The organism is Gracilimonas sediminicola (genome assembly GCF_024320785.1).
In the GTDB taxonomy this organism is placed as follows: Bacteria; Bacteroidota; Rhodothermia; order Balneolales; family Balneolaceae; genus Gracilimonas; species Gracilimonas sediminicola.
The window spans coordinates 1,403,596-1,428,686 of sequence record NZ_JANDBC010000001.1 but is presented as its reverse complement, the minus strand read 5'-3'; the positions used below and the strand labels follow the sequence as shown (position 1 = coordinate 1,428,686).

Genomic DNA, 25,091 nt, shown 5'->3' with positions numbered 1-25,091 from the left:
CTTTTTATCCACAAAAAGCGTTACTTTTCCACAAAGTATTGCATTACTACCGACAATTCCTTTTTTATAATAAACAGCAACCAATAGCCTACCTATATGCACCAGCATTTTGATGGATTCGATGACGAACAGTGGGACGAATTCAAGTGGGAAGCTCACTTAAATGAAGTAGAGAAAAAGAGCGAACAGCTACGCAAGTTTATCGCCTCTGACCCCAAAGGGAATATACCAAGATGGCTGACCTTGCTTCAGGAAAGCCAGAATGAAGACGATGCTTTCGAAGCGTATGTTGAAGAAGAGTTGCTTATGGACGAAGCCTATTTCCCGGAAGACGAAGATGATTGGGACGATGAGGATGATGACTGGGATGACGAAGACTTCTTGTTTGGTCTGAACGAAGATGGCTTCATGGATCAAGCCGATGAAGATTTCGATGAATTTGACGAAGGTGAAGAATGGAAAAGTCTGAGCGACCAGTACATGTACACCGATTACGGCTCACTCGAAGACCTGGATGCTTTCTATGAAGCTAAAGAGTTTGCTGTTGACATCCTTAAGTGGGCAGAAACAGTTCCTGTAAAACAGCAGTCTAAAGATTTCCAGGAATTTGTGGATGAAAGCCTGAAGATTGGCGCCAAGCTTGCCGGCGGACATTCTTTTGGGTTTGAACCGGAATACATTGGGGCCAATATCGCATACTCCAAAAAGGCGCTGGCCAGTGCGAATCACGCCCTTGAACTGCTACAGTCTCTTAAAAAGAAATCACTCTTCGTGAAAAAAGAGTACTTGGAATTTCATTCCGTATTGTTTGAACTGAGAAATGATATCGGAATCTATATTCAGGAGCTGCGCGACCAATTTCGCCTCGGGTTAGAGTGAGAAAGTGTTAATGTGTTTACGTGTAAACGAGAAACAGAAGACGTAAACACATTAACACGTATAGACGTTATTCCCAGATTCCTACCTCTTTATTTCCATCTGAATCGGTTGCCGCGCGGAACATAGACCCGGTATTCGTTTTCATGGAGAAATTCCCATACTTGTCAACGGCAATGAAGCCCGCATCGCCCGGTTCAAGTACATCATCCACCAGGTAATCCATAGATTGTTGCAGTGTGGCATTTTTAAACTCCATGTAAGCCGCCAATGTGTGTGCCGATACATTCAGCATAATCTTTTCTCCCCATCCGGTAGCAGAAACGGCAACAAGGTCGTTTGCATAGGTTCCGGACCCGATGATGGGAACATCACCTACACGCCCATACTTTTTATTAGTCATGCCGCCGGTGGAGGTAGCCGCTGCCAGTTTACCGTTTTTGTCGAGAGCAACGGCGCCTACAGTACCATATTTCCAGGCTTTTTGTTGGTTCGTTTCAATGAGACCGGATTCCTGCTCTGCAGCCTGTGCTCTTTTTAAAGATTGAAACCGGCTTTCGGTATAGAAATATTCGGGATCTACCCGTTCTACATCTGTTTGGTCAGCAAAGGTTTCTGCTCCATCTGCAGAAAAGAATACGTGCTTGGAATCAGTCATGACTTTGCGAGCCAGTGAAACCGGGTTTTTAACCGTAGTTACACCCGTGATGGCTCCGGCATTCAGTGTTGCGCCGTCCATGATGGCGGCATCCAGCTCATTCTTTCCTTCAGAGGTGAAAACGGCACCTTTTCCGGCATTATACAGTTCGTTGTCTTCCAGGTAGTTCACCGTTTTCTCAATGGCATCGAGGGCGGAACCGCCATTCTCCAAAATTTCGGCACCGATGTTCAGCGCCTCCTCCAGGGATTCCATGTAAGCTTGTTTGCGGTCTTCAGGCATGTCTTTAGAAACATATCCCGCCCCGCCATGTAAAGCGATAGCCCACTCTTTTTGTTCAGGTTGAGGAGCATTATCGTTTTGAGGTTGTGTACAGCTGCTAAGTACTAATAGTGAAAGAAGAGCAAAGAAAATGTTTTTCATAACAGGTAGTTAGTTAGATTTAAGAGGGATTATAACTCACATAAAGTCCATTATAAAGTGCCGTTTGTTTCATTTACCTATTTTAGCAGATAAAAAACCACAGCAAACAAAACGTTCATCGAGATATCAGGTGCGTTTATCGAATAAATTTAAATGACGGCTTAAAGCTTTATTTCTTTGGTGTGCAATCTTAATTAATCACTGAAATTATGAAAAAGACGATAACTAAAGTTTTGATCCTTCCGCTGTTGGTGCTCAGCCTGTCCGGATGTTTTCTGAAATCGGTTCACCCCTTATTTACAGCTGAAGAAGCCATCCTGTTAGAAGGATTGGATGGTACTTTTGAAAATGGAGATCAGCGGTGGACATTCGCTTCAGATAATAACCCGAAAATGCTCGCGGAGTTGATTCGGAAATATCCTGATGAAGATATAAGTTTTGATCCCGGAGAAGAAGACTCGCTAAAAATGAACGCATACCTGATTTTATTTGAGGAGACCGATGAACCTAACATTACACCGGTGTTATTTTTAGGAAAGGTGGGCAAGCTGAATGGTCAATATTATCTTAATCTTAAGCTTTTTGATGTTGATTTGGGAATGTCTGCTTCCCCGGTTATTACTCACAGGTTTAACATTAATACTTTCTCGAGGATTGATGTTCAGGACTCGAAACTGGTGATGGAGCACCTTGAAAGCAGCTGGATCAAAGATCAAATTCTGAATAATCGTGTTCGTATAAAGCACGAAGTGGTACAAGCCGATTATGATGATTCTACGGAGATATTAATCACCGCTTCAACCCCCGAACTGCAACAGTTTGTTGAGAAATATGGGGATGAAGAAGATGCTTACCAGGATCCGTTAACACTGAAAAGGGTGCCAGATGCGGTTCAGTAAACTGTTTAATAAGAAACTGCTTATGTACGTGGTGTTCTGGGCAGTTTCTTTTTATGCCGGATTGGAAGTGTTCAGTCGTACAGGCGACATTCGGACCATCGATGTTATTTACACCTTTCTGTTCCATGTTCCCTTTGTTATCATCGTTTCATTGCATGCCTTTCTTCTAATTCCGAACTACCTGGCTAAGTCTCGCTTTTGGTTGTACGGGCTAACCCTTATAGTATTATTAGGGATGGCATACCCCGCTTATAATTTCTCTTTTTTGCTGCTTTCTGATTGGCTGTTTCCCGGATACTATTTGGTCGGGGTTTATGGCTTTATCGAGGTAACAGGTTTCGCTGTCCTTTATTTGATTTTAAGTTCAACGCTTGAGTTCGGAAGAAGTTGGTTTGAGGTATTGAGGAGCAGAAATAAAATTGCTGAGCTGGAATCCGAGAAACGGGTATCAGAATTGAAAGCCCTGAGGGCACAAGTAAATCCGCACTTTTTATTTAACTCGCTGAATACGATTTACAGTGAAGCCCTCAAGAAAAGTGATAAAGCGCCGGCGCTGATTCTGAAATTATCGGATATGCTACGCTATGTGGTTGATAAGATGGATCAGGAGCAGGTTTTGCTGGAAGAAGAGATAGAATACCTTACTCACTTTGTAGATTTACATAAAGAGCGGTTGAATGAGCCTGATAAAGTTCACTTTAGCACAGAGGGTGATTTTTCAGGAAGGAAAATTGCCCCGCTGCTGTTAATCATTTTTGTAGAAAACTGTTTCAAGCATGCAGACCTGACGGATGAGGAAGCTCTGATATCCATCCAGATAAAACAGGAAGCAAAGGGATTAATTCTGCACTGTAAAAACACCGTTTATGAAAAGGGAAATAAGGAGGAAAAGACTTCAGGAACCGGCCTTCAGAATGCCAAAAGAAGATTAGATCTCGCCTACGGTGGAAGCTACAGCCTCGACATTAACCAACAGGAAAACCTGTATGAACTTACATTAAAACTGGGGACAGGATGATGCGTTGTGTAATAATCGATGATGAACCGGCCGCTCGATCCGTTCTGGAACAATACATTGCCGACACTCCTGAACTGCAGCTGACAGAATCGTGTAAAAATGCCTTAGAGGCCCGGAAAGTGGTAAAGGAAAAGGATGTTGACTTACTGTTTCTGGACGTCAACATGCCGCGCTTGTCCGGCATCGAGTTTCTTAAAACGCTGAATAATGCACCTCGGGTAATTTTAACCACCGCTTACTCAGAATATGCGTTGGAAGGGTATGAACTGGATGTAGTGGATTACCTGCTTAAACCGTTCTCATTTGAGAGGTTTTTGAAAGCAGTGGATAAAGCGTGGGATAAAACGGAAGCAAGTCAAGCGGCCGATCAGGTCATCACCATCAAAGCGGATGGTAAGTTATACAGGGTTGGGGTGAATGATATTATGTTTGCAGAAAGCCAGGGCGATTACATCACGGTTCACACTAAAGAAAAGAAACTGACCTTCAATCAAACACTGAAAGACTTTTACAGCCAGCTGCCTGAATCACTGTTCAGTCGTGTTCATAAATCCTATGTGGTTGCCCTTGCCAAAATTGACTATTTGGAAGGAAATCTCATCAAATTGGGAAATCACTCCCTGCCGGTTGGGAAGGCATACAAAGAAGCCTTTCTGGAGAAGTACACCGCGTGATTGCATAAAAAAAGGCGGCCTCAGCAAAGACCGCCCCTCTATACGTAAATAAATAATAACTACACGAACCTATGCTTCCACGGGTTCACTTTCTACGACCTGTACATTCAGGTGTAATTTAACTTCATCAGCTACAACCACGCTGCCGGCTTCGGTTACCGCACTCCATTTAAGCCCGAATTCCTTTCGGTTGATGGAGCCATTAATTTCAAATCCGGCTTTGGTTTGTCCGTATGGATCGCTTACGGTTCCGCCATGCTCAGCGTTCAGGGTCACTTCTTTGGTGATGTCGCGGATGGTTAAGTTTCCGGTCAATTCGTAGGTATCCCCACCGGTTTTTTTGAATGAAGTGGACTCAAAATTGAGTTTGGGAAATTTTTTGGCGTTGAAGAAGTCGTCAGACTTGAGGTGAGCATCTCTGTCTTCATTGTTGGTGGTAATGCTGTCGATGTCAGCTTCAAAGGTAACAGATGCATTCTCGAAAGAGTCGTCTTCTGTCTCTAACACACCGTTAAAGCTTTTGAAATTGCCGGTTACGGTCGAAATAACCAGGTGCTTCACTTTAAACTGTATCTCTGAATGAGTTGGGTCGATATTCCAGGTTGCCATAATAATATAAGTTAGGTTAGTATTAAATAGTTTAATGTTGAACTAAATGTATGCACAGATAACTCAACCCGACAATAGAAAGTTCCTATTGCCCTGATTTTAGCTTCCATAGACTGAATGAACCGACCGGCAACAGGGTTAGTCCATTGCGATGAAGATGACAAGGCCCTTTTTAATAAAGAATTACAGAAAAGGCAGCGCCCTCTGTTTACCTTAATCATGCTTCCAAGACTAAAATCAACGTTAATTTATTCCCCCAAATGAAAAAGAAACTAACGTATCTGTTGCTGATGGCCTGTTTTACATATCCCGGATCTGCAACAGCTCAGGATTCATCATCCACGATTAATGTATTTTTAGATTGCCGAAGAACATGTGATGAGAGTTTTGTCCGTGATGAAATTCAGTTCGTTAATTACGTCCGTACAAATGAAGATGCGGATGTGCATTTGCTGATCACCCGTCAACAAACCGGAAGCGAGGGGCAGGAATATACGCTTGAGTTTATTGGAGAAAATGATTTTTCAGGGGTAAACGATGTAATGATATTCTATTCTCCGGAATCGGATACCGAGGATGAAAGGAGAAATGGATTAAACCAGTACATAAAACTGGGTTTGTTTCCTTACTTAAAAGATAGGCCGGTAGCCCAACGGTTAATTATTGATTTTGACGCGGCAAACGAAGGGAAACAACAAGAGCAAAGAGATGACTGGAACTTTTGGGTGTTTGATATAAATGCCGATACGGATTTGGAAGGAGAGAAGTCTGAAAATGAATTTTCGCTAAACGGTCGGCTAAGTGCAGAAAGGGTAACTCCGGAATGGAAGTTTGAGTTTGAAGTGCAGCAGTACTACGAGAAACAGACTTTTGAAGATGATGGCGAAACCGACACGTTTACCCGCGAAAGCAGATCGGCAGAAGCACTGTTAGTTAAAAGCCTGGGAGATCATTGGTCGGCCGGTATTTCATCAGAAGCTCGCCACTCTACAAGAAGTAACTATGATTTATTGCTGGAAGGAAGTCCGGCGATAGAGTACAGCGTATTCCCGTACCGCGAATTCACTAAGCGGGAAATTACCTTTCTGTATAGATTTACCGTGGGGCTTTATGAATACAATGAAGAAACCGTTTATGGCAAAACTTCCGAGAAATTATTACAGCAGCAGCTAAGTTCCCAAATCAGGTTTACGCAACCCTGGGGTGAATTTGAGGCCCGGATTGTTGGCTCCGCATTTCTGCATGACTTTACCAAAAACAGGATAGGAACCGACCTGCAGCTGGACTTCAGGATTTTTCGTGGTTTGTCGGTCTATTTCAGGGGAGAATATGACTGGATTAACAATCAACTTTCCATCCCTGCCGGTGGTATCACCGAGCAGGAGCAGCTGCTGAACCTGAGAGAACGGGCAACCTCCTATTCTTATGAACTCAGCTTTGGCCTGGAACTAAGCTTTGGTTCTATTTACAACAATGTGGTGAACCCGAGATTGTAAGTGAATGCTTTAAGCGAAAATAATTAAGCCGACTCCAGCACCTCTTTACTAAAGGTAAGAGTAAAAACGGTGCCTTTATCTGAAGAGCTAAAAGAATAGTCTTCGGCTATTTGTTCAGATAACATATCGATTAGTGACAGTCCTAATGAGTCACTTTCACTGGGATTGAAATTACTGGGTAACCCGACACCATTATCTGAAATTTTAAGGTGAGCTTTATCTCCACATGAATCAGGGTTCAAATCTAAAGTCACAAGGCCCTTCTGCATGCCTCTGAATGCATGTTTAAATACATTGGTCAGTACCTCATTAACAACTAACGAACAAGTTAAAGCATAGTCAACGGGGATGGTGAGAGGTTTACAATTAAACACTAATTCAACCTCAACATCTGTCTGTAATGTCTTCTTAATTGTTTGAGCCAGAAGCTTAAGGCGTTCACTAAAATCTAAGGCCGCATAGTTTTTGGTTTGGTAAAGTTGTTCATGAATGCTGGCCATGGTATGAATTCTGGCTATGCTGTCAAGTAACCGGTCTAAAACAGCTTCATTCTGTTCATCAGAAGCTTGTAAATGAAGCATGGTGACTAAGACGGAAAGGTTGTTCTTAATACGATGGTGGATTTCTGAAAGCAGGGTTTCCTTTTCCCTGAGCGAATCCAGAATTTGCTCGTGTTTAATCTGCCGTTCCGTTATATCCCGGGTATTCACAACGTATCCCTTAACAGCAGGGTCATTGCTAAGGTTTGTGATCGTGCCTTCCAGCCACCTCCATTGTTTCTCATTATTCAAAAAACGAAAAGGGTTAATCTGAACTGTTTCGTTGTTAGATAGAGAAGTAAATAATGTGTAGAGTCTGTCTTTATCATCTTGATGGATAAGGTCGAATGCATTTTTATCCATGAAGTATTCCGGAGGAAGATTAAGTACGTTCTTTGATGCCGGACTGGCGTACGTATAGTTACCTTCTTCATCAAGGATGGCAATCATATCCATCCCGTTTTGTACTAAAGCTTTGAACCTTCTCTCATTAAGTTCAAGATCTTCCTCGGCCTTTCTGCGCTCCGTTACATTCTGGCTGATACCATAAAACCTGATACACTGTCCGTCAGCGTATTCAGGCTCACCGGTAGCTCTTATCCATCGTTCATCACCTTTGCCGCTTATAATTTTTAATTCAACATCAAATGGGATCTCATGTTCAATAGCGTCATAGGCGGCTTTGGCAAAGGTTTCGCGATGGTAACCTTCCTTAAACAATTGAATCGTACTTTCTACATCGGGGTTGTAATCCGCTTCAAAACCATGAACTTGTTTGGTGATATCGGACCAGTGTAGCTCATGGTTAATCATATCATATTCCCAGGTACCAATGTGAGCGAGTTGGTAAGCCTTATCAATGAGCTCCTGCTCTTCCTGTATTCTCTGTTTCGATAGAATACGTTCTATTTTTGATGCCACAAGCATGCAAGCAGTTTCAATGAAATAAGTATCATCTTCACTGAAGTGACGGTCGCTCTCCGCAGAAACTGAAATCTCAACAGGAAGCCCGCCTGCTTCATAACCGGATGTATAGAATTCAGTATTTGAGGATTCATGCCCTGAATGATGAGAAATGTCATCAAAACTTAGGCTAACTAAAACGCCTGCCTGTTCAGGCCAGAATTTAGATATAAGATGAGAAGCGTTGCGAATCAGTTCAGAAACTGAGAGCTCATTATCATTGAGCCGGGTGATCTCGTGAATTAATTTCATCGCGAGATTCAACGTTGAATTCTCTGAACGCTCAAGTTCCGTAAAGTTACTTCCCATTATTTACAGGGTTAATTAATCACACAAAGTTGATGTGGATTAGGGTGTTAAAGCTTTTATAAAACCTAAAGAGGGTTATTACACTTTAAGTAATATAATAATATTAGAAACCTTTAATAATAGGAGTGGGAAAATTGTAGAAGGTAATGAATGATTTGTTTGACGGGCTTTTCACCTACTGAAGTGACGGTTGTGTCTGATAGAATTTGGACCGGGAGGTCCAAAAAGACATTCCGAACCGAGTGGTTAGGAACGAGGTTAAATAAGTGTAAACTTGTTTTCCAATATTGATCATGCTTTATTTAAACTAAATGGTCACTTGGTATTAGCATATCTATAGAATATAAATGCTGAATCCTCTTTAATTATTGAACTATTGGTATAACTGAGTTGAATACAACAAAAGAATGACTATGGGATTAATCTCAAAAGTTACCCCAACCTTTGTCGAAAATGATATTGATATTAGAGCTGTAATAGTTTTTGGTTCTACAAATTCAATTAAACTAGAACCGATTGACAAAGAGAGATTTAATAAAGAAAAATTTGATAGAATATATTTTAGTGGGTTTACATATAACCAACAAAATGTGATACTCGAATTTATTGATAGAGGATATAGTGAGGCATTGAAAGCATTTAGCTATTTCGGATTAATACCAGTAATTGACAAAGATGGTTTTATTTACTGGAAAAAAAGCAGAAACATTTTTGATCAAGCAGACAGAGACAAGCTTGATGAAAAAGGATTTAATGAAATTGGTAAGGGCGTGAAGATTAACTCCAACCTGGAGTTAGCAAACGCAGATACTTTTCCTGATATTTTTGTGAAAAGAAAAATAAATGGGAATTGGCAAGAAGTAAGTTTTAAAAATCTTTCTTCTAACTTTTTAGAATGTGGAATTGAAAATGTAGAGCATGAATTGAGGTTTGCTGGGTTTTCGGAAAACCAGGTAGTTCTAATTATTCAAGTACTCAATGTACTTATTAAGCCCAACAAATATACCAAGCCAAAACAACTTAAGTCTCATTTTATAAACATCATTTCCATGCAAAGAGAATTGGATTTAGAGCGAGCAAAGAAAGCTAGCCGTGAAAATGAGCATTATTTCAATATTACTTATGGAAATAAGTCTCATAATACAACGGAATTTGATAGAGATGAAATAGGTGATCCGGACCTATTGGATTCTTGGGAAGATGATTTTGGTGAGTCTTAGTGGGTTAATAAAGTCTAACCAGAATTTACATGAACAGCATTAAACAAAAAAGCGACTTATAACTGATTAAATTGAGGCTATAAGTCGCTTTTTTATTTAAGTACGCCCGGAAGGATTCGAACCCTCAGCCTTCTGATCCGAAGTCAGACGCTCTATCCGGTTGAGCTACGGGCGCATTTGAATATCGAACAAGGAACACCGAAGGGTGAACATCGAGTGATATTTTCAAAAGGGCATCAAATATAAGAAGAGTAGGGTTCAGAAACAGCAAAAAACAAGTCTGAATTTATTAAAGAATCAGCATGGCATCGCCGAAGGAATAGAAGCTGTATTCCTCGCTGATGGCGTGTTCGTAAACCCGTTTCATTTCATCGAATCCCATAAAAGCAGCGACCAGCATCAGGAGGGTGCTTTTGGGAAGGTGAAAATTGGTGATCAAAGCATCCACCGCTTTAAAGGAGTAGCCCGGAGTGATAAAAATATCAGTTTCCCTGCTTTCAGGGGTGAATTCTCGTTCGGAGTTGGAGGCAGTCTCCAGTACGCGGATGCTGGTGGTCCCAACCGCGGTTATATGACGGGCTGCATTCAGCTCTTCACAGGTTGACTCGGTTAGCTGAAACCACTCGCTGTGCATGTTGTGTTCGTCCAGGTTTTCCGTTTTTACCGGGGCGAAGGTGCCCAGTCCCACATGCAGGGTGACTTCCGTTTTCTTAATCCCGACATCTTTCAGTTTGGCAAGCAGTTCATCAGTGAAATGAAGTCCGGCCGTAGGGGCTGCCTTACTTCCCAAATCCTTTGCATAAACGGTTTGATACTCCTCGGAAAGAGATTCATCCTGCTCGATGTAAGGAGGAAAGGGCGTGTGTTTATAAGGTTCCAGCTTTGGGTTGTCTATATCACAAGACAGCACCAGGGTTCGTAACCCGTCTTCGGCAATATTGATTACTTTCGCAGAGATGCCTTCAGCCAATTGAAGTTCTTTGCCCTGCTTAAATTTCTTACCGGGCCGTACCATTGCTTCAATGGTGTTATTGTTACTTACAGAGGTTACAAAAAGCTCCTTCTTTCCGTCATCAAATAGCAGCCGGCATTTCTCAACTTTGCTGTTATTAACCACCATGGTGGTATCATCTGGCAGGTAATCCCCGATATTGTAGAAATGGTCATCGGTGATGGTTTTGTCGGCCCGGTTATAAACCAGCAAGCGGGCATGGTCTCTGGGCTGAGCCGGTGACTGGGCGATGAGTTCTTCAGGAAGATTGTAGTCGAAATCAGAAAGGGTAAACTTCATGCCCCAAAAATCAGGTTAATCAACAATAATCTCAAAGAAATTATCCTGGTCGGGCTTATACTTCACTCCGGATATAACCTGAATAGAGCTGTCTTGCACAACATAAATTTTCAGGCTGTCGGTGATTTCGAAGCTTCCCGTCTGTGATGTAAACGACTTGCCCAATGCAAGATATTCGGGGTTTAGCGTGAACTCGCCGCTGGCATTGGTTTGTGTAAAAGGCAAAGAACCGGGGAGCGCGCTGTCTGGCTTATTCACCAAAAAGAGGCTTGTAGTCAGCAAATCCTGATTAGACCTGACTTCATAGCCGAGAATTCCGTTAGTCAGTAAAGAGTCTGGTACCTGAATCGCATGCTCACCGGCAGCCAGTGTGTCTTCAAAAAATGTATTGTAAACACTATCGGACCCATGACGGAATAACGAAAGAGAATACAAAGCTTCGACCTGTACACTGAAATTAATCATGTAATTGGGAGCTGCAGGCTGTTGTGAAAAGCCGCCCGGATCAAATTTATTACGGATATGAATGTCAGCATTGGCAACGGCTTCACCATTCTCCAACACTACACCTTCTGCTTCCCGGTATACCGGCGTGCTGTCATTATTAAAAAAACAGCCCGTCAGAGTTAAGGATGAAATGACTAACAGTAGTAGGGATGTGTATCTCAAAACTAAACCTTTACCTTTGCTTTTTGCTTAACATTCTCAATAATACCGGCAACGCCAATTCCGATTTCATCATGAAGTTCTTCCTGGGTGCCGTGCTCTACTATACGATCAGGAATGCCCATTATTTTAAGAGTGGGCCTTTCTTCTTTCTCAGCGATGTACTCAGCAACAGCACTTCCGAATCCACCCATCTTAGAACCATCTTCCAGCGTGATGATGTGGCTGTAGTTGTCACAAACCTGATCGATTAATTCCGTATCGAGGGGCTTGGCGAAGCGCATGTCATAATGCCCGATCTCAATCCCTTCTTTAGAAAGTTGATCGGCGGCTTCAAACACATATTTTCCAATCGGACCAAAGCTGAGGATCGCAATGTCTTCACCTTCTCTGAGTTCTACCCCTTTACCGATGTCCATCATTTCAAAGTTCTCCCTAACATCCATTCCGGTCGCTCTTCCACGAGGATAACGGATAGCCCAGGCGGCATCATCATACTTGGAGGCTGTGTACATCATGTCCCGTAAATCCTGCTCGTTCAGCGGAGAAGAAATAATCATATTGGGGATTGCCCGCATGTAGGCGGTGTCATAAGCTCCGTGGTGTGTAGGACCATCGGCTCCAACAAGTCCGGCGCGGTCAATACAAAATACAACCGGTAAGTTTTGGATGGCTACATCGTGAACCAGCTGGTCATAACCGCGTTGCAAGAAAGATGAGTAGATAGCACAAAAGGCTTTCTTCCCTTCGGCAGCTAATCCGGCTGCAAAGGTAACGGCATGCTGTTCAGCGATACCAACATCAAAAGCCCGCTCGGGGAAGGTATTCATCATTGGCCATAAGCTTGAACCGCTGGGCATGGCCGGAGTCATACTTACAATACGTTCGTCTTTTTCGGCCAGCTCAACCAAAGCATCCCCAAACACATCCTGATATTTTGGAATCGGGTTTGGCTTAGATGGAGCGGAAAGTGACTTACCGGTAATTTTATCAAAAGGACTGCTGGAGGCATGCCACTTGGTTTGCTCCCTCTCAGCCGGTGCAAATCCTTTGCCTTTAACAGTAACGGCGTGAAGCAATTTTGGTCCCTTCACGTCTTTGAGGTCTTCCAGTATTCTGCGGAGCCCGTCAACGTCATGTCCGTCCACCGGGCCGTAATATTTAAATCCTAAGGAGCGAAAGAGGGAACCCGGGGTAAGGGCAGCCGTCATGGCTTTTTCCAGGCGAGAGGCTACCTTGCGCATCTTCTCGCCGGCAGATTTAAAGTGCCCGAGCATGTCGTACACTTCGTCCCTCATTTTATTAAAGGTCTTACTGGTGGTGATGTCAGCCAAATATTCTTTCAGGGCACCAACATTCGGGTCAATCGACATGTTATTGTCGTTGAGGATCACCAGAATATCGCTGTTCATTGCGCCGGCGTTATTCATGGCTTCAAAAGCGAGGCCGGCTGTCATGGCACCATCCCCGATTACGGCTACAACTTTTTTGTCAGATTGGTCTAAATCGCGGGCAACTGCCATGCCCAAAGCAGCAGAAATTGAGGTACTGGAATGACCTACACCAAAAGTGTCATATTCGCTTTCAGATCTTTTTGGAAATCCAGATAGTCCGCCATAAACGCGATTAGTATGAAACTGTTCTCTTCGGCCGGTTAGTATTTTGTGCCCATAGGCCTGATGCCCAACATCCCAAACCAGCAGGTCTTTAGGAGTGTCATACACATAGTGAAGTGCGGTAGTTAGTTCCACTACCCCAAGGCTGGCACCAAAATGACCACCATGAACAGAAACTATGTCAATGATGTACTGGCGAAGTTCATCGCAAACTTCCTGAAGCTGATCGGCCTCAAGCTTTTTTAAATCGGAAGGGGAATTAATCTGAGCGAGTAACTTTCCCGGTTTTGGCTGTTTCTGTTCCATAGGTTTATAAAAATTTACTGCGTATTCGCTTCGTTTACTTGTTCTATACGAAGTTCAGCTTGTTCTAAGATTTCAGTACAAAACTTAGATAGTTGAACGCCTTCTTCATACAGCTTAACGGAATCTTCCAGTGTAATCTCTTCGTCCTCAAGTTGTTCCACTATCGATTCCAATTTCTTTAAAGCCTCTTCAAAGCTAAGTCGTTCCTTTTCTGCCATTAAGATTTTTTTGGTACGGTGATTTTTGAATACAGTTTAGCCCTGAAGGATACCGGTTTTTTAGGAAAAAGGCACAGTTTACTGTGATGGATGTGATGATTATGAATAAATAGCCCCGTCCTTTAGGGCGGGGGCATTGAGAGTAACACAAAACCCAAGCATCATAAGAGTATGCGGAAGATATGGTTTTCGCAGGGTTGGGCACATACACGTTAGTCGGCTACTTAGCCAAAGCTTCGGATACCAGAAAATTTTCATTTCTGCTTGTGGGGCGAAGCTTTTTTGTTCGCTCCTTTTTCAACCCGCCCTAAAGGACGGGGCTATTTATCTCACCGATCACAGTCACCAGTGGATGCGTTGAATGGATTTGCCGTCTGATTCAAAAATGATGGCTCTCTCCCGGCTGGTAAAGAGTAATTGGGCGTCTGTGCGATAGAGTCGGTTCAGGGCTTCGCGATGTGGATGCCGGAATCGGTTTCGCTCAGCCAGTGACACCACAGCAATTTCGGGAGTCACAGAACTCAGGAAAGCTGAACCCGAGCTGGTTCGGCTTCCATGGTGACCTACTTTCAGAAGATCAGTATCCAATAAGTGATTGTAAGCATGCACCAGGCGTTCTTCCTGATCTTCGCCCGCATCGCCGGTAAATAGAAACTCCGACTCCCCATAAATCACATTCAGTACTATGGAATGTTCGTTCGGGTCAGAGTTATACATGTTGCCATCCGGGCCAAGTACGAGAAACAGCATGGATGGATCCAGCGCGAGTGTATCTCCGGATACCAATGGCTGTACAGGAATAGATTTTTCAGTGGCTGATTTCAGGTAGGTTTGATAGAGGTTGGAATCATATTCATAACCGGAATTATAAATTACATCGATGGGTATAGAGTTCATCAGCTCAAGAATGCCTCCGATATGATCGGCATGGGGATGACTGAGAATGACGGCATCCAGCTTTTGGATTCCGGCTGATTTAAGGTGCGGGATAATAACGGACTTTCCACTATTGTACCCCGGCGACCAAACTCCGGCATCAATCAGAATGTATTTATCGTTTGGGGTGTGGAGGAGGGCGGCATCACCCTGGCCCACATCAAAGAAAGTGACGCGCAATGTGGCCGGTTTTAAGCTGTGGATTGCACTAAGGGATGCCATCAGACAAGCGGTAGCCAGGAAAGAAGCCGTTAGTTTCCACCGTAAAGCAGAGGTGTGCCAGGCGGCGATTCCCAAAATCAGAAAAAGCCAGAGGATAAAAATCAGGTTATTGTTTAGGGAAGCGGTGGTCCAGGCCCAGTCCCACCCTGCGCCCATATTCACAAAGTCGCTCATCCACCCAAGAAAAATGTAAGAAGGATAATTGAGCACGAATCCGGCAGCAGGAATAATGGCTGTGATAAACAGAGCGACGAGCGATAGCGGAACTACGATCCCAAGGAAGGGGACGAACAGGGCATTGGCAATAGGACTTACCAAAGAAATTTCCCCAAAGTAATGCACCTGTAAGGGATATAATCCAAATTGAACCACCAGTGAAACAATGACGACCATCAGGGGTTTGCTGTACCATCGAACCCGAACCCAATACGGCAGCAGATTTTGGATGACCGGCAGAATGAGCAGTATAATCAGTACTGCCGAAAAGGAAAGCTGAAACCCGATATTAAATAGCTGCGATGGGTTGATAATTAAGAGAACAAGAGCGGCCGCTGCCGTGAGGTTAATGGAGTCGTTAATCTTATGGAAAAGTTTACCGTAGGTCAGAAAACCGGCCATTACAGATGCCCTCATCACAGATGGAGAAAACCCGGTGATGCCCGCATAACTGAATAGGATCAGGATCAAAAGAATCAACCCGATTTTGCTTCCATGCTTTTTGGTCCAGAAATAGGGAATGATGATCCAGAAGGGAGCAATGATAAACCCAACGTGTAAACCCGAAACCGCCATAATGTGAGAGAGTCCGGCGCGGGCGAAAGCTGTTTTTGATTCGCTGTCTAATTCTTGCTTGTATCCAACCAGTAAGGCCTTGGCTATTGGTGAGGTTTGAGCGTCAAAGTTTTTGTCGACGAGTTCTAAGGCACGTTCTCTCCACCACACCCACTCCGTCGGGTTGTTGTTTGGCTGTATATGGTGAAGGCTGTCAAGCTTGAATTGAGCAGAAATGCCTTGTGAATGCAGGTACGCTTTGTAGTCAAAGTCCAGCGGATTACGCTTTTCGGAAATGGGGATTATAGTTCCTGAAAAGCTCACCTTATCTCCCAATGTAGCTGCTCGCGCCGCTTCGTCTGCCAATATCCGTGCTTTATAGTTCAGATCAGAATTCAGGTGGTTTATTTTTGTTTCAGAAATGGCAACATCCCAGCGTTCTTTACCGGAGGAGGTTGTTGAAATAGAGGCGATCGATCCGGTTACATTGACCGACTCCCAATCAGAAACTTGAATCAGTTTTATAATAAGTGGGGAATCCTGTGCGGAATGAAGGGCACTTCGAAAAATCCCAAATGAGACCATTAACAAGAGAAAAAGGGAGGTGCCCAGTTTTGGAAAAGCAGAGGTAGATGACTGCTGAACCTTCCACTCAACCCACCCAAAAATCAGACAAAGCAGGGTAAAAAGTATGAGGGAGAAGTGCAGAGCAGGCTTGTAGTACTCATGAAGCAGAATGCCGGCAATCATCAGCAAAACAATTCTGACGGCCGGGTAGCGGCTAAAGGGGAATTGGTATGTTGTTCGGGCTCCCATGTAAGTAAGAGCGATAAATCACCCATTCCTTACAAAAAATTTTATCGCAAATGAGAAATGGGTGGCTAATAGAAAAGCCTGACCAAACGATCAGGCTTTCAGAAAACAATATCAGAAGATGAGTTTTAGTCTTCAGTGGGCACTAATCGGTAAATTCCGTCGCCTTCTGCAGAAAAATAAATGTAGCCGTCAGGACCTTGTTCAACTGCGCGGATTCTTCCGGTACCTTCAACCAGTTTTTGTTCCCCTACAACTTCATCGCCATCCAAATCTAAGTGGGCGATATAGGCGAATTTCAAAGAACCGACCAGAAGATCTCCCTCCCAGCCCGGGTATTTATCACTGGTGATGAATGCCATTCCGGATGGTGCAATTGATGGATCCCAATAAGTGATGGGCTGCTCCATGCCTTCGCGGGCGGTGTCTTCGGCAAACTCGGTTCCATCGTAATTAATACCATAACTGATAACCGGCCATCCGTAGTTATTACCCGGTTCAATGATGTTGACTTCATCACCACCACGCGGGCCGTGTTCGTGCGACCAAACCAGTCCGCTTTCAGGATGAACAGCCATTCCCTGGGGATTTCTATGGCCGTATGTGTACATAGCATCAAGGCCATCTTTGCCTACAAAAGGATTGTCAGCCGGAATAGAGCCGTCGGCATTCAACCGGTAAATCTTACCGCCGTCACGATTGATGTCCTGGGGATAAACATCGCGATTTCCACGGTCACCGATGGAGAAAAACAGGTATCCGTTTTCATCAAAAACAATGCGGCTTCCGTAATGCTGCCCTCGGCGGGAGTTGGGAGTTCCTTTATAAATTTCTTCAACGGAAGTCAGGCTGCTTCCATCCAGTTTGGCACGTATAATTTTTGTGTTACTGCCTGAGCCTTCTCCTTGGCTGGAAGCATAGGAAAAGTAAATCCAACCGTTTTCTTCGTAATCCGGATGGGTTTCTACGTCAAGGAAACCTCCCTGTCCGTTCACGTCAAGATCAGAAGGAATGCCTTCGGTAATTTCAGCAACAATTTCACCTTCACTGATATGGTACAAGGTTCCAGCTTTCTCGGTTACCAGCATATCTCCATTGGGGAGAAAGCCGATTCCCCAGCCAATACGGATTCCTTCTACAACTAATTGGGCTTCAACGCTGAGGTCAGAAGCCGGAGGAGTTTTGGTGTCGTTGGTTTGGCTGTTGCATCCGGTAGAAAATACAAGCAGCGCAACAAAGGGCAGTAAGTGTTGGGTCAGTTTTTTGAAAATCATAATAAGTCTTTGGTTAATCCTGATTATTGGTATAAGAACTGTCGGAATTCATCTACGCCCATATAACCTGTTTTTTTCTTGACAACGTTTCCCTGTGCATCCAGTATCAGGGAAGTAGGAAATACATAGGCCCCTTTGCTTTGGGCGAATTTTTTGGAGGGGATTTCCTGTCCGTTGAACTGAATAGGTTCCGTGGAGTTGCCATCGATACGAACGGGGATATAGTTGGCATCCAGCACCTGTCGAACGGTAGAGTCCGGGAATACTTCCCGATCCATGGCCCGGCAGTATTTGCAGCCGATTTCATACACATCCACAAAAATGAGCTTATCGGTAGATGCGGCTACTTCCTGGGCTTCATTAATCGGAATCCATTCAGGGGCGTTTTCTATTACATTGGGTTGAACCTTGGAAAGGGAGTTGTACATAAAAATCCCAAGGAACGCACAAACCACGATGGTAATGGCAACTTTCTTCTTCATTAACGAAATAAATTGGTTAAAGATGAAAAATAGTAAATCTGAGGCATTTGTTATGCATGAAACCAATTTAAAAGCGGTTAAAGTTCAACAGCTGAAAGCAGATTTTTTTACCTTCCTGAAAAAACTAATTCATGGAAGAAAGAGATTCATACAGGCTGGGAAATGTTCAGGTTACCATCTCGGAGACGGACAAGCCCAATAAACTAAAAGTAGAATGTTTTGACGGGGAGTATCGCTCTGAGTTTACGGTGAGTGAATATGAGTTTAAAAACTACCGTCGCCTGATGAACCAGCGCATCACTCAGGCATACAAAAACATAGATGGAGAAGAGGAAGGTTAAAAACCGGAGCCTCCCGAAATTATCAGGTAAACCAAAATAAAGCTGCTTACCGATAGCACCAGCCCAACCATAAATACGTTGTAGGCAATCCTGATCAGCCGGTATTTTTCAGAAAGAACAGATCCCAATCCATATAAATCACGGGCCATGGTATCATACAGTCGTTCGCTGTCCGTCATCAGCTCTTCCATGCCGGTTACATAATCTTCGCGGTTCAGCTTATTAAAATTTCCGAAAAACAAAATGTTTGACCGGTTTGAACGCACATCTTCTAGCGACACTTCTTCTTTGCTAACCCTCGGGCGGGCTGCCAAAACCGAATACACCAGGGCAACCATACAGGTTACCAGTAAAATAGAAGTCGGGATGAGCAGCCACGGGTTGGAATCAATTTTGGGAGAGATGGACGCAAGGATAATGGATATAATAATCCCGTTGATGCTGATCATGATGTTGGACTTGTTATCTGCAATGGCACTCAGCTCAATGTGAGTGCGGTACGAAGTCCGAAACATATCTGAAACACCCCGCTTGCGTGAGCCGAGATCTTTCTTTTCCTCTTCCGGTTGAGGGTTTTCTTGTTGTGTGTCTGACATGGTTTTCCCGAGTTGTGAGTCGCTAAGATACGAAAAGGCAATGAATTAATGAGCGTTGAGGCTCACTTTTGATTCTTTAGGAAGTCCGATCTTATGAACCAGCTCTTCAAACCGCGGATCGCCTTTTAGGTTTTTTATGACGGGCAGCGTTTGTATTAAAAGGAGCGAGCCGAGTTTCTGTTTATACGCCTTATTCAGGTACTTGAAGGCCCGGTCTTTATCGCCAAGAGCAGCATATACCATGGCATAATCCAGCGTCAGGTTTTGGTTTGGCTGGTCTTTTTCTCTTTTTTTGATGAGTTCGATACTTTCTTCCGTCCGTTTTTTATCTCCCATTAAAGCGTAAATACAGGCAAGCTGAGAGCCACCCTTGTACTTAGAGTCGATGAGGTCGATGTACTTCTTGGCGGCCCGCAAGGCTTTGTCATATTTCTTTTGGCTCATATAAACCAGCGCTTTTCCTTCCAGTGCAGCGCGGAAAAGAGGATCTAAATCGAGCGCTTCATTGAACGAGTTCAGGGCCTTTTCATAATTGCCAACTACCCAATGTGATCGGCCTAATTCCAGCAGTGCCGGCAACGAAAGGGGGTCAATTTTAGCAGCTGCTTCTGCTTGCCGAATCATCCTGTCAAACCGGCCAACAATCCGATTATAAAATGAAAGAGCTTGTCGTGCTTCGCTGCTGTTAGGCTCCATGGTAATTGCCTTCCGGAAATTGGATTCGGCGGTGTAAAAATCCCACTTAAAAAACAGGTTCACGAAACCCAGGGCAATGTAAGAGTCGGCCCGGGAATTGTTAATCTCAATAGCCTTCAGCGCATTCTTTTCTGCCTTGGTAAACGCTTTTTCGCCTTGCATATGTCCAATGGTTCCGAGGTAGGTATAGCAATTTGCCAGATAAGAGTAGGCGTTAGTGTAGGTGTTGCATTCATGGATGGCTTTTTCAAAAAAGGTAATGGCTTTTTTGACAGCTTCCGGAGACCGCTTGTTCCAGTAAAAAAGCCCCTGTAAATAATAATTATAGGCATCAACATTTTGGGTGGAAGATTCATAGAGCCGGTCTTTTTCCTGTTCAGTGAAACTGTCTTCCAATCGGGTCACGATTTTGAGGGCGATTTCATCCTGCACCGAAAAAATATCCTTCATTTCCCCGTCAAAGTTTTCGGACCAAATATGAAACCCATCATCAGCATTGATAAGCTGCGCTGTAACTCTGATTCGATTTCCGGCCTTGCGCACACTGCCCTCCAGAAGAGTAGATACATTCAATTCCTTTCCAATATCGCGGACGTCTTTGGTCACGCTCTTGTAGGCGAATACGGAGGTTCGGGAGGCAACGCGGAGGTCTTTTACTTTTGTGAGGGTATTGATGATCTCCTCGGTGATGCCGTCGCTAAAGTATTCGTTATCTGCTTCGGAGCTGAAATTGGTAAATGGTAAAACAGCTATGCTCTTTTGAGAACTTCCGGTCAGTTCTTCGATGTAGCTTTGTTTGGGGACTTCAAGGCCGCGATCGGCCAGGGCATAGATGCTTATAGGGATGTAGATGTTTTTAAGCTCATGTTCACCGAAAGCCTCTACGCGAATACCGGGGTGATTTTTGATTTCATCAAACACCTTCCCTGAAATCATAACCGAGCCTGTAATTCCAAGCGCCTGAACGCGCGCGGCTACATTTACAGCGTCTCCGTAAATGCCCTCATCATCGTACACCACATCTCCGATATGAATGCCAATGCGTAATGGAACAGTCGGTTCGCTTCGCAGTTCTGCCTGAATTTCTTTGGCGCAGTTTACGGCATCCAGCGCACTGCCAAACATGATGAGCGTGCCATCCCCATAATACTGCATCACCTGCCCATGATACTTCAGCAAAAACTTCTCGATTACAGATCGCTGACGGTCTCTAAGCGCTTTTGCGTTCGTCTCATTATCTTGCATCATTTTTGAATAACCGACAATATCGGCAAACATGATGGCAGCGAGCAATCGTATGTTATTAGTTTTGGCCATCTGTTATGGCATCCTGAATTGGTGTTTTAGATAGGTTTGACCTGGATAAATATACTCAATAATAAAGCCTTAAAGAATATGAACATCAGAATAAAAATCCTGCTTTCACTGAAAACAAGGTTCCTTCTTCCGACACACCAATACTCGAATTGATTAAAAAAGATTCAAACACATTAAACCAAACGCCACCGCCGTAGCCGGTATGCCAAAGCTCGGAATTCTCTCCCTCAAACCAAACGCGGCCCACATCAAAAAAGCCACTGATTCCCACCTTTCCGCCTAACAGGTAGTTGTAGAAATCGAAGAGCTCCACGCGTAGCTCGGTGTTATTGAAAAAGCTGGTTCTCCCCGAAAAACGACGCCCGTTGTATCCTCTTAAGTTGGTGGTGCCTCCAAGGGTATTGGCCTCGTAAAATGGAAAGTCTCCAATGTTATGGGCCGAGCCGACTCTGTTGGCGAGGGTAATTTGCGGGTCAAGCCGGGGTGAGAAGTACAGCTCCAGTTCAGACTGAAGCCGGCTGAAGGTTTCGTCCGTATTCAGAACTCCCACATTTAGCTCCCCATCCAGAATAAGTCGATATCCTTGTTTTGGATTAAGGCCATTATCTAAATCAGAAAAGTGAAGGGAAGTTACCAGGCCGGTAAACCACTGTTCGTCAAAATCACCACGGGGGATTCCCTGTGTTGGGTCGGTGACAATGTTGTTCGGGTCTTTCTCCACATTGGTACCGCGCAAGTTAATGCCGGCATAAAGCTCCAGGATGTTTTTTTGGATGGTCATTCCCGGTTCAATGGTATATTGATACAGGCGGGCTCGGTAATAATTCAAAGAGCGGTCTTGCAATGTCGTTTCATTTCCAAAGCCGAAAAAATTCTTATAACTCTTGGGAAACAAAAACTCACCTTCCAGTTTGGCATCCCACTTTTGGATCACATCATACCAGGTTCCGTTATAGCGTACGTTTGCAGCTCCGGTAAGCGGGGCGTAATTGGCCCGTGGATAATGAACAGACGCCGGTTGTTTTCTGAAGCCATTTTGAATGATGTTCGGCCCGCCGCCCAGGAACAAACCGTCATCGTTATTGTATTCAAAAAAGAGGCTGGCACGGATGGTATTCCAGCGGAAATCCTTGCTGTAATTGTAATGAATGTTTTCGGCTTTGTCGTAGAGGTTTACATCTGTGTTAGAGCCTTTCGATACGGAGTTGCCATTCCTTGTATCATAAATTTCAACCTGGCGGAACAAGCCTTTACGGGAGGTTGAATCCGAGTACACATCATTTCCCGAACCGCCGATAATCCTGATTTTGGTATTATTCTTTCCCTCTCCATTCAATCGGAAAATATCGTCATCGCCCATTCCATACAGGCGCAGTTCATGGGTTTCGTTTCGTGAGAAAACACGCTCATAATATTGCTCCCGAACCTCTCCTTTACCCGATAGCTTAAACACTTTTACCTGTACTTCATCAGCGCTAAGCACCTGCACCTCAAATAGCTCCCGCTTGTTGCTTCCTTGTATAGAAACCACACCGGAAATCAGTTCATAGTAGTCGACAGCAACATCAATTATTTTGTCTCTGCGGATTTTAAACGTTCGGATGGTTTCATCTCCAAACTTCTCAAAAACCGGAGCCGGGTAGTTTCGGACAGCTTCCTCTATAACGTCATCCGTAAGGGAGTTTTTGATGTCTTCCGCAATGTCCAGCCATTCCTTTTTGGTAAGCTGATTTGTGAACCGGCGCGTCATAGCCAGCGAGTTGTTGTTTAGCCCTTTGAGATATCCATAGTCGTCAGAAAAATTTTGATACTGGGAAAAAGGCCCCAGAACTTTAGCCAGAGAAGGGATAACCCCGGTCATGTTCATCAGTGCAATATCCCGGTCGCGTGGAATGGGTTTGTAGATCTTGCCTTTCTCGTCTTCCGGTTCAAAAGAAGCCCATCGCCATTGGTCTTCATGCCGATCCCAGTCGGCCAACAGCATATCAAAGAGCCGGTTTTTGGCAAAAGCTTGTTGGTCCACACGATGATCTATATCATTGTCGAGTTCTCGTAGCAGTTCCGTGCTGCTGAGCACCTCTTCAGTAAACCCAACGCTGGCAACATCACTCATGTCGCCGTTGGGGCGTTCTTCAAACAGAGCAAGTTGCCCGCTTATTTCATCAGCATAGACGCCAAGCTTGGGGTCATCCGGTACATAATAGATCGCGGGGTTGGTATGATAGGTGCCGATGGCATCTGCCAGTGTTGGGATCAGCAATGCGGAATAGGGATTGATAATGGAAAACTGATCCTGGGCTAAATCCCGGGCAATGGTTTTCTTGAGCTCCTCATCCCAGATCCGGCCGGCCTCTTTGTCAACGGAGCGGAGCACAAAATCCCGGCCGTCTTCGCGTTCCAGGTGAATGGTGGTAGATTGTCCTTTCCCCCCGGTTCGTACGGGCGTCAACCCACCTTCAACTTCGGTGATGTCAAACACCGGAAACTCATGCTCAACCGACCAGTATTTTCGGTTATGTGCCCCAATAAAAAACTCGAACAGGCTGTTCTTGCCATCATAATCATGGTTGGCAGCAGCCACTTTTGTGCTGTCGGTGTAATCAATGTCAGCCACATCCTCTATGGAATCCTGATCAGGAAAGGCCTCCTCAAAAGGGGGCTTAAGTTGGTTTCGATACAGTAATTTTCCGGTAGACCCATCTCCTTGGGGAGTCCACGCTTCCAGCCAGACAGATCCATCTCCATAATATTGAATAGTCAAAAATCCGTTTCCGGAGTGGATAAACTCAGCTCCCCGCCCGGAGGCTACATAATTCTCTTTTGTGCCGGAACCGCTGATCAGGTAATGATGATTGATGCGGGTGCCTTCCTCGCGGTGATATTGAAGGCTGTGTGCATGACCGGAAGCATATATCAAATCCTCCAGTTCGTAGGTGTGAAATAAGTTTTCCAGTGCGTCCACCATTTTTGCATATTGATGATGGTGAACATCCTGTGGGTTGCCAAATACTCTGCGGTACAACGCATATAAACTCCCAAAAACGGGTGGTTTCAGGTGGGTGGATGGAGGAAGATACCCGCCATGATTCCCATTGGTTTTTAAAGGATGGTGGGCAGCAATCAACAAATAATCATTTCGTTGCTTTTTCAGAATGTCATCCAGTTCGATAAGGATATCGCCGGCATCAAAAAGTTCATACTCTCCGGTATCGCCATATGGTTTGTCGTATTTGTGAAGCCACCACTGCGTATCTAAAACAATAAGCCGAATGTCTTCACGAAGCCGGGGGTCGTCATTGTCGTCCAGCAGTTTAACGGATACAGGTCCTGGGAAGCCATTGTCGGGCAAAAAAGTATTGCCACGATTCAGGTACGATTCCACAAAACGTTCTTGTCGCTTTACGGCCTCTACACCATCAGGTCCACCATCATCCCAGTCGTGGTTACCCGGTATAAAAACCACACGTCCTTTAAAGTTGTCAACGGTTTTGAGCTGCTCCATTAATCGCTGCTCATAAAAAGATCGACGGTGATGAGCAGAGTCAGGGAGTCCATTCATGTAAATATTATCCCCAAGAAAAATAGCGGCACTTCGCTCGCCGGATTCTTCAAGTTGTTGCTGAAGGAACTTCAGGCTTGGTTCCTGAACATCCAAGGAGGGAGCGCCGGCGTCACCGATCAGGAATACCCGATAGACTAAGTCATTACTGTTGGGGGGAGAAAGAGAAAAGGGATCACCGTCTTCCCGGTTAATATATGTTTGGCTGGCCGAACAAGAAGAAAGAAGAAGGAGAAGAAGTAAGAGGGCGTAACACTTATTAATCATCGGGATAAATTAGGGAACCGCATCCTAACAAAAAAC

Annotated in this window: 20 protein-coding genes and 1 tRNA gene; 7 read left to right on the top strand and 14 right to left on the bottom strand. The window is 44.3% G+C overall.

The genetic code is table 11. The features are described 5' to 3' along the window. The first annotated feature begins 96 nt into the window (after positions 1 to 96). Complete coding sequence (locus tag NM125_RS06400) at positions 97 to 879, top strand: hypothetical protein (RefSeq protein ID WP_255133938.1); 783 nt, start codon at positions 97 to 99, stop codon at positions 877 to 879. 67 nt (positions 880 to 946) lie between these two features. Here NM125_RS06400 and NM125_RS06395 read toward each other — a convergent pair whose 3' ends face one another. After that, entirely contained in the window at positions 947 to 1,957 is a 1,011-nt protein-coding gene (locus NM125_RS06395) for an isoaspartyl peptidase/L-asparaginase family protein (protein WP_255133936.1), read from the bottom strand. Between the two features lie 209 nt (positions 1,958 to 2,166). Between NM125_RS06395 and NM125_RS06390 the strand changes: the two genes are divergently transcribed. Genes NM125_RS06390 through NM125_RS06380 form a run of 3 tightly spaced genes read left to right on the top strand, consistent with a single transcriptional unit; the run spans position 2,167 to position 4,548 of the window. Further along, positions 2,167 to 2,856 carry a hypothetical protein gene (locus NM125_RS06390; protein WP_255133934.1) on the top strand — a complete coding sequence of 230 codons (690 nt, stop codon included), beginning with the start codon at positions 2,167 to 2,169 and terminating at the stop codon, positions 2,854 to 2,856. Further along, positions 2,843 to 3,874 carry a sensor histidine kinase gene (locus NM125_RS06385; protein WP_255133932.1) on the top strand — a complete coding sequence of 344 codons (1,032 nt, stop codon included), beginning with the start codon at positions 2,843 to 2,845 and terminating at the stop codon, positions 3,872 to 3,874. The genes NM125_RS06390 and NM125_RS06385 overlap by 14 nt, the downstream gene beginning before the upstream one ends. Next, positions 3,871 to 4,548: a LytR/AlgR family response regulator transcription factor gene (locus NM125_RS06380; RefSeq protein ID WP_255133930.1), complete on the top strand. Its 678-nt coding sequence runs from the start codon at positions 3,871 to 3,873 to the stop codon at positions 4,546 to 4,548. The genes NM125_RS06385 and NM125_RS06380 overlap by 4 nt, the downstream gene beginning before the upstream one ends. 69 nt (positions 4,549 to 4,617) lie before the next feature. Here NM125_RS06380 and NM125_RS06375 read toward each other — a convergent pair whose 3' ends face one another. Next, on the bottom strand, positions 4,618 to 5,157 hold the full coding sequence (locus NM125_RS06375) for a YceI family protein (RefSeq protein WP_255133928.1): 540 nt from the start codon (positions 5,155 to 5,157) through the stop codon (positions 4,618 to 4,620). A 260-nt stretch (positions 5,158 to 5,417) separates the two neighbouring features. Here NM125_RS06375 and NM125_RS06370 point away from each other — a divergent pair, with 260 nt between their 5' ends. Beyond that, on the top strand, positions 5,418 to 6,653 hold the full coding sequence (locus NM125_RS06370) for a DUF481 domain-containing protein (RefSeq protein ID WP_255133926.1): 1,236 nt from the start codon (positions 5,418 to 5,420) through the stop codon (positions 6,651 to 6,653). A 23-nt stretch (positions 6,654 to 6,676) separates the two neighbouring features. On the opposite strand, the gene NM125_RS06365 is transcribed toward NM125_RS06370, so the two are convergent. Continuing rightward, positions 6,677 to 8,407, bottom strand: coding sequence for a sensor histidine kinase (locus NM125_RS06365; RefSeq protein WP_255133924.1), 1,731 nt, complete (start codon positions 8,405 to 8,407; stop codon positions 6,677 to 6,679). A 470-nt stretch (positions 8,408 to 8,877) separates the two neighbouring features. Between NM125_RS06365 and NM125_RS06360 the strand changes: the two genes are divergently transcribed. After that, positions 8,878 to 9,684 (top strand): hypothetical protein, encoded by an 807-nt coding sequence (locus NM125_RS06360; protein ID WP_255133922.1) that lies wholly within the window; start codon positions 8,878 to 8,880, stop codon positions 9,682 to 9,684. Between the two features lie 101 nt (positions 9,685 to 9,785). Here NM125_RS06360 and NM125_RS06355 read toward each other — a convergent pair. The 8 genes from NM125_RS06355 to NM125_RS06320 all read right to left on the bottom strand — a co-directional run bounded on the left by NM125_RS06355 (position 9,786) and on the right by NM125_RS06320 (position 18,279). After that, a tRNA-Arg gene (locus NM125_RS06355) sits at positions 9,786 to 9,859 on the bottom strand. A gap of 114 nt (positions 9,860 to 9,973) precedes the next feature. Beyond that, positions 9,974 to 10,975, bottom strand: a complete 1,002-nt coding sequence (gene queA / locus NM125_RS06350; RefSeq protein WP_255133920.1) for a tRNA preQ1(34) S-adenosylmethionine ribosyltransferase-isomerase QueA — start codon at positions 10,973 to 10,975, stop codon at positions 9,974 to 9,976. A gap of 15 nt (positions 10,976 to 10,990) precedes the next feature. Then, complete coding sequence (locus tag NM125_RS06345) at positions 10,991 to 11,644, bottom strand: hypothetical protein (RefSeq protein ID WP_255133919.1); 654 nt, start codon at positions 11,642 to 11,644, stop codon at positions 10,991 to 10,993. Positions 11,645 to 11,646: 2 nt separating this feature from the next. Continuing rightward, positions 11,647 to 13,563, bottom strand: a complete 1,917-nt coding sequence (dxs, locus tag NM125_RS06340; RefSeq protein ID WP_255133917.1) for a 1-deoxy-D-xylulose-5-phosphate synthase — start codon at positions 13,561 to 13,563, stop codon at positions 11,647 to 11,649. A gap of 14 nt (positions 13,564 to 13,577) precedes the next feature. After that, positions 13,578 to 13,781, bottom strand: coding sequence for an exodeoxyribonuclease VII small subunit (gene xseB, locus NM125_RS06335; RefSeq protein WP_255133915.1), 204 nt, complete (start codon positions 13,779 to 13,781; stop codon positions 13,578 to 13,580). 342 nt (positions 13,782 to 14,123) lie between these two features. After that, positions 14,124 to 16,526 (bottom strand): DNA internalization-related competence protein ComEC/Rec2, encoded by a 2,403-nt coding sequence (locus tag NM125_RS06330; RefSeq protein WP_255133913.1) that lies wholly within the window; start codon positions 16,524 to 16,526, stop codon positions 14,124 to 14,126. A gap of 125 nt (positions 16,527 to 16,651) precedes the next feature. Continuing rightward, a complete protein-coding gene (locus tag NM125_RS06325) occupies positions 16,652 to 17,797 on the bottom strand; it encodes a PQQ-dependent sugar dehydrogenase (RefSeq protein ID WP_255133911.1) in 1,146 nt (381 codons plus the stop codon). Between the two features lie 23 nt (positions 17,798 to 17,820). After that, positions 17,821 to 18,279: a thioredoxin family protein gene (locus NM125_RS06320; protein ID WP_255133909.1), complete on the bottom strand. Its 459-nt coding sequence runs from the start codon at positions 18,277 to 18,279 to the stop codon at positions 17,821 to 17,823. A gap of 131 nt (positions 18,280 to 18,410) precedes the next feature. On the opposite strand from NM125_RS06320, the gene NM125_RS06315 reads away from it, so the two are divergent. After that, the gene (locus NM125_RS06315) at positions 18,411 to 18,620 is read left to right on the top strand and encodes a hypothetical protein (RefSeq protein WP_255133907.1); all 210 of its coding nucleotides are present in this window, start codon (positions 18,411 to 18,413) and stop codon (positions 18,618 to 18,620) included. Here NM125_RS06315 and NM125_RS06310 read toward each other — a convergent pair. The 3 genes from NM125_RS06310 to NM125_RS06300 all read right to left on the bottom strand — a co-directional run bounded on the left by NM125_RS06310 (position 18,617) and on the right by NM125_RS06300 (position 25,055). Then, positions 18,617 to 19,216, bottom strand: coding sequence for a Pycsar system effector family protein (locus tag NM125_RS06310; RefSeq protein WP_255133905.1), 600 nt, complete (start codon positions 19,214 to 19,216; stop codon positions 18,617 to 18,619). The genes NM125_RS06315 and NM125_RS06310 overlap by 4 nt on opposite strands. 45 nt (positions 19,217 to 19,261) lie before the next feature. Then, positions 19,262 to 21,229: a tetratricopeptide repeat protein gene (locus tag NM125_RS06305; RefSeq protein ID WP_255133904.1), complete on the bottom strand. Its 1,968-nt coding sequence runs from the start codon at positions 21,227 to 21,229 to the stop codon at positions 19,262 to 19,264. Positions 21,230 to 21,314: 85 nt separating this feature from the next. After that, a complete protein-coding gene (locus NM125_RS06300; protein WP_255133902.1) occupies positions 21,315 to 25,055 on the bottom strand; it encodes a BamA/TamA family outer membrane protein in 3,741 nt (1,246 codons plus the stop codon). Positions 25,056 to 25,091 lie beyond the last annotated feature (36 nt).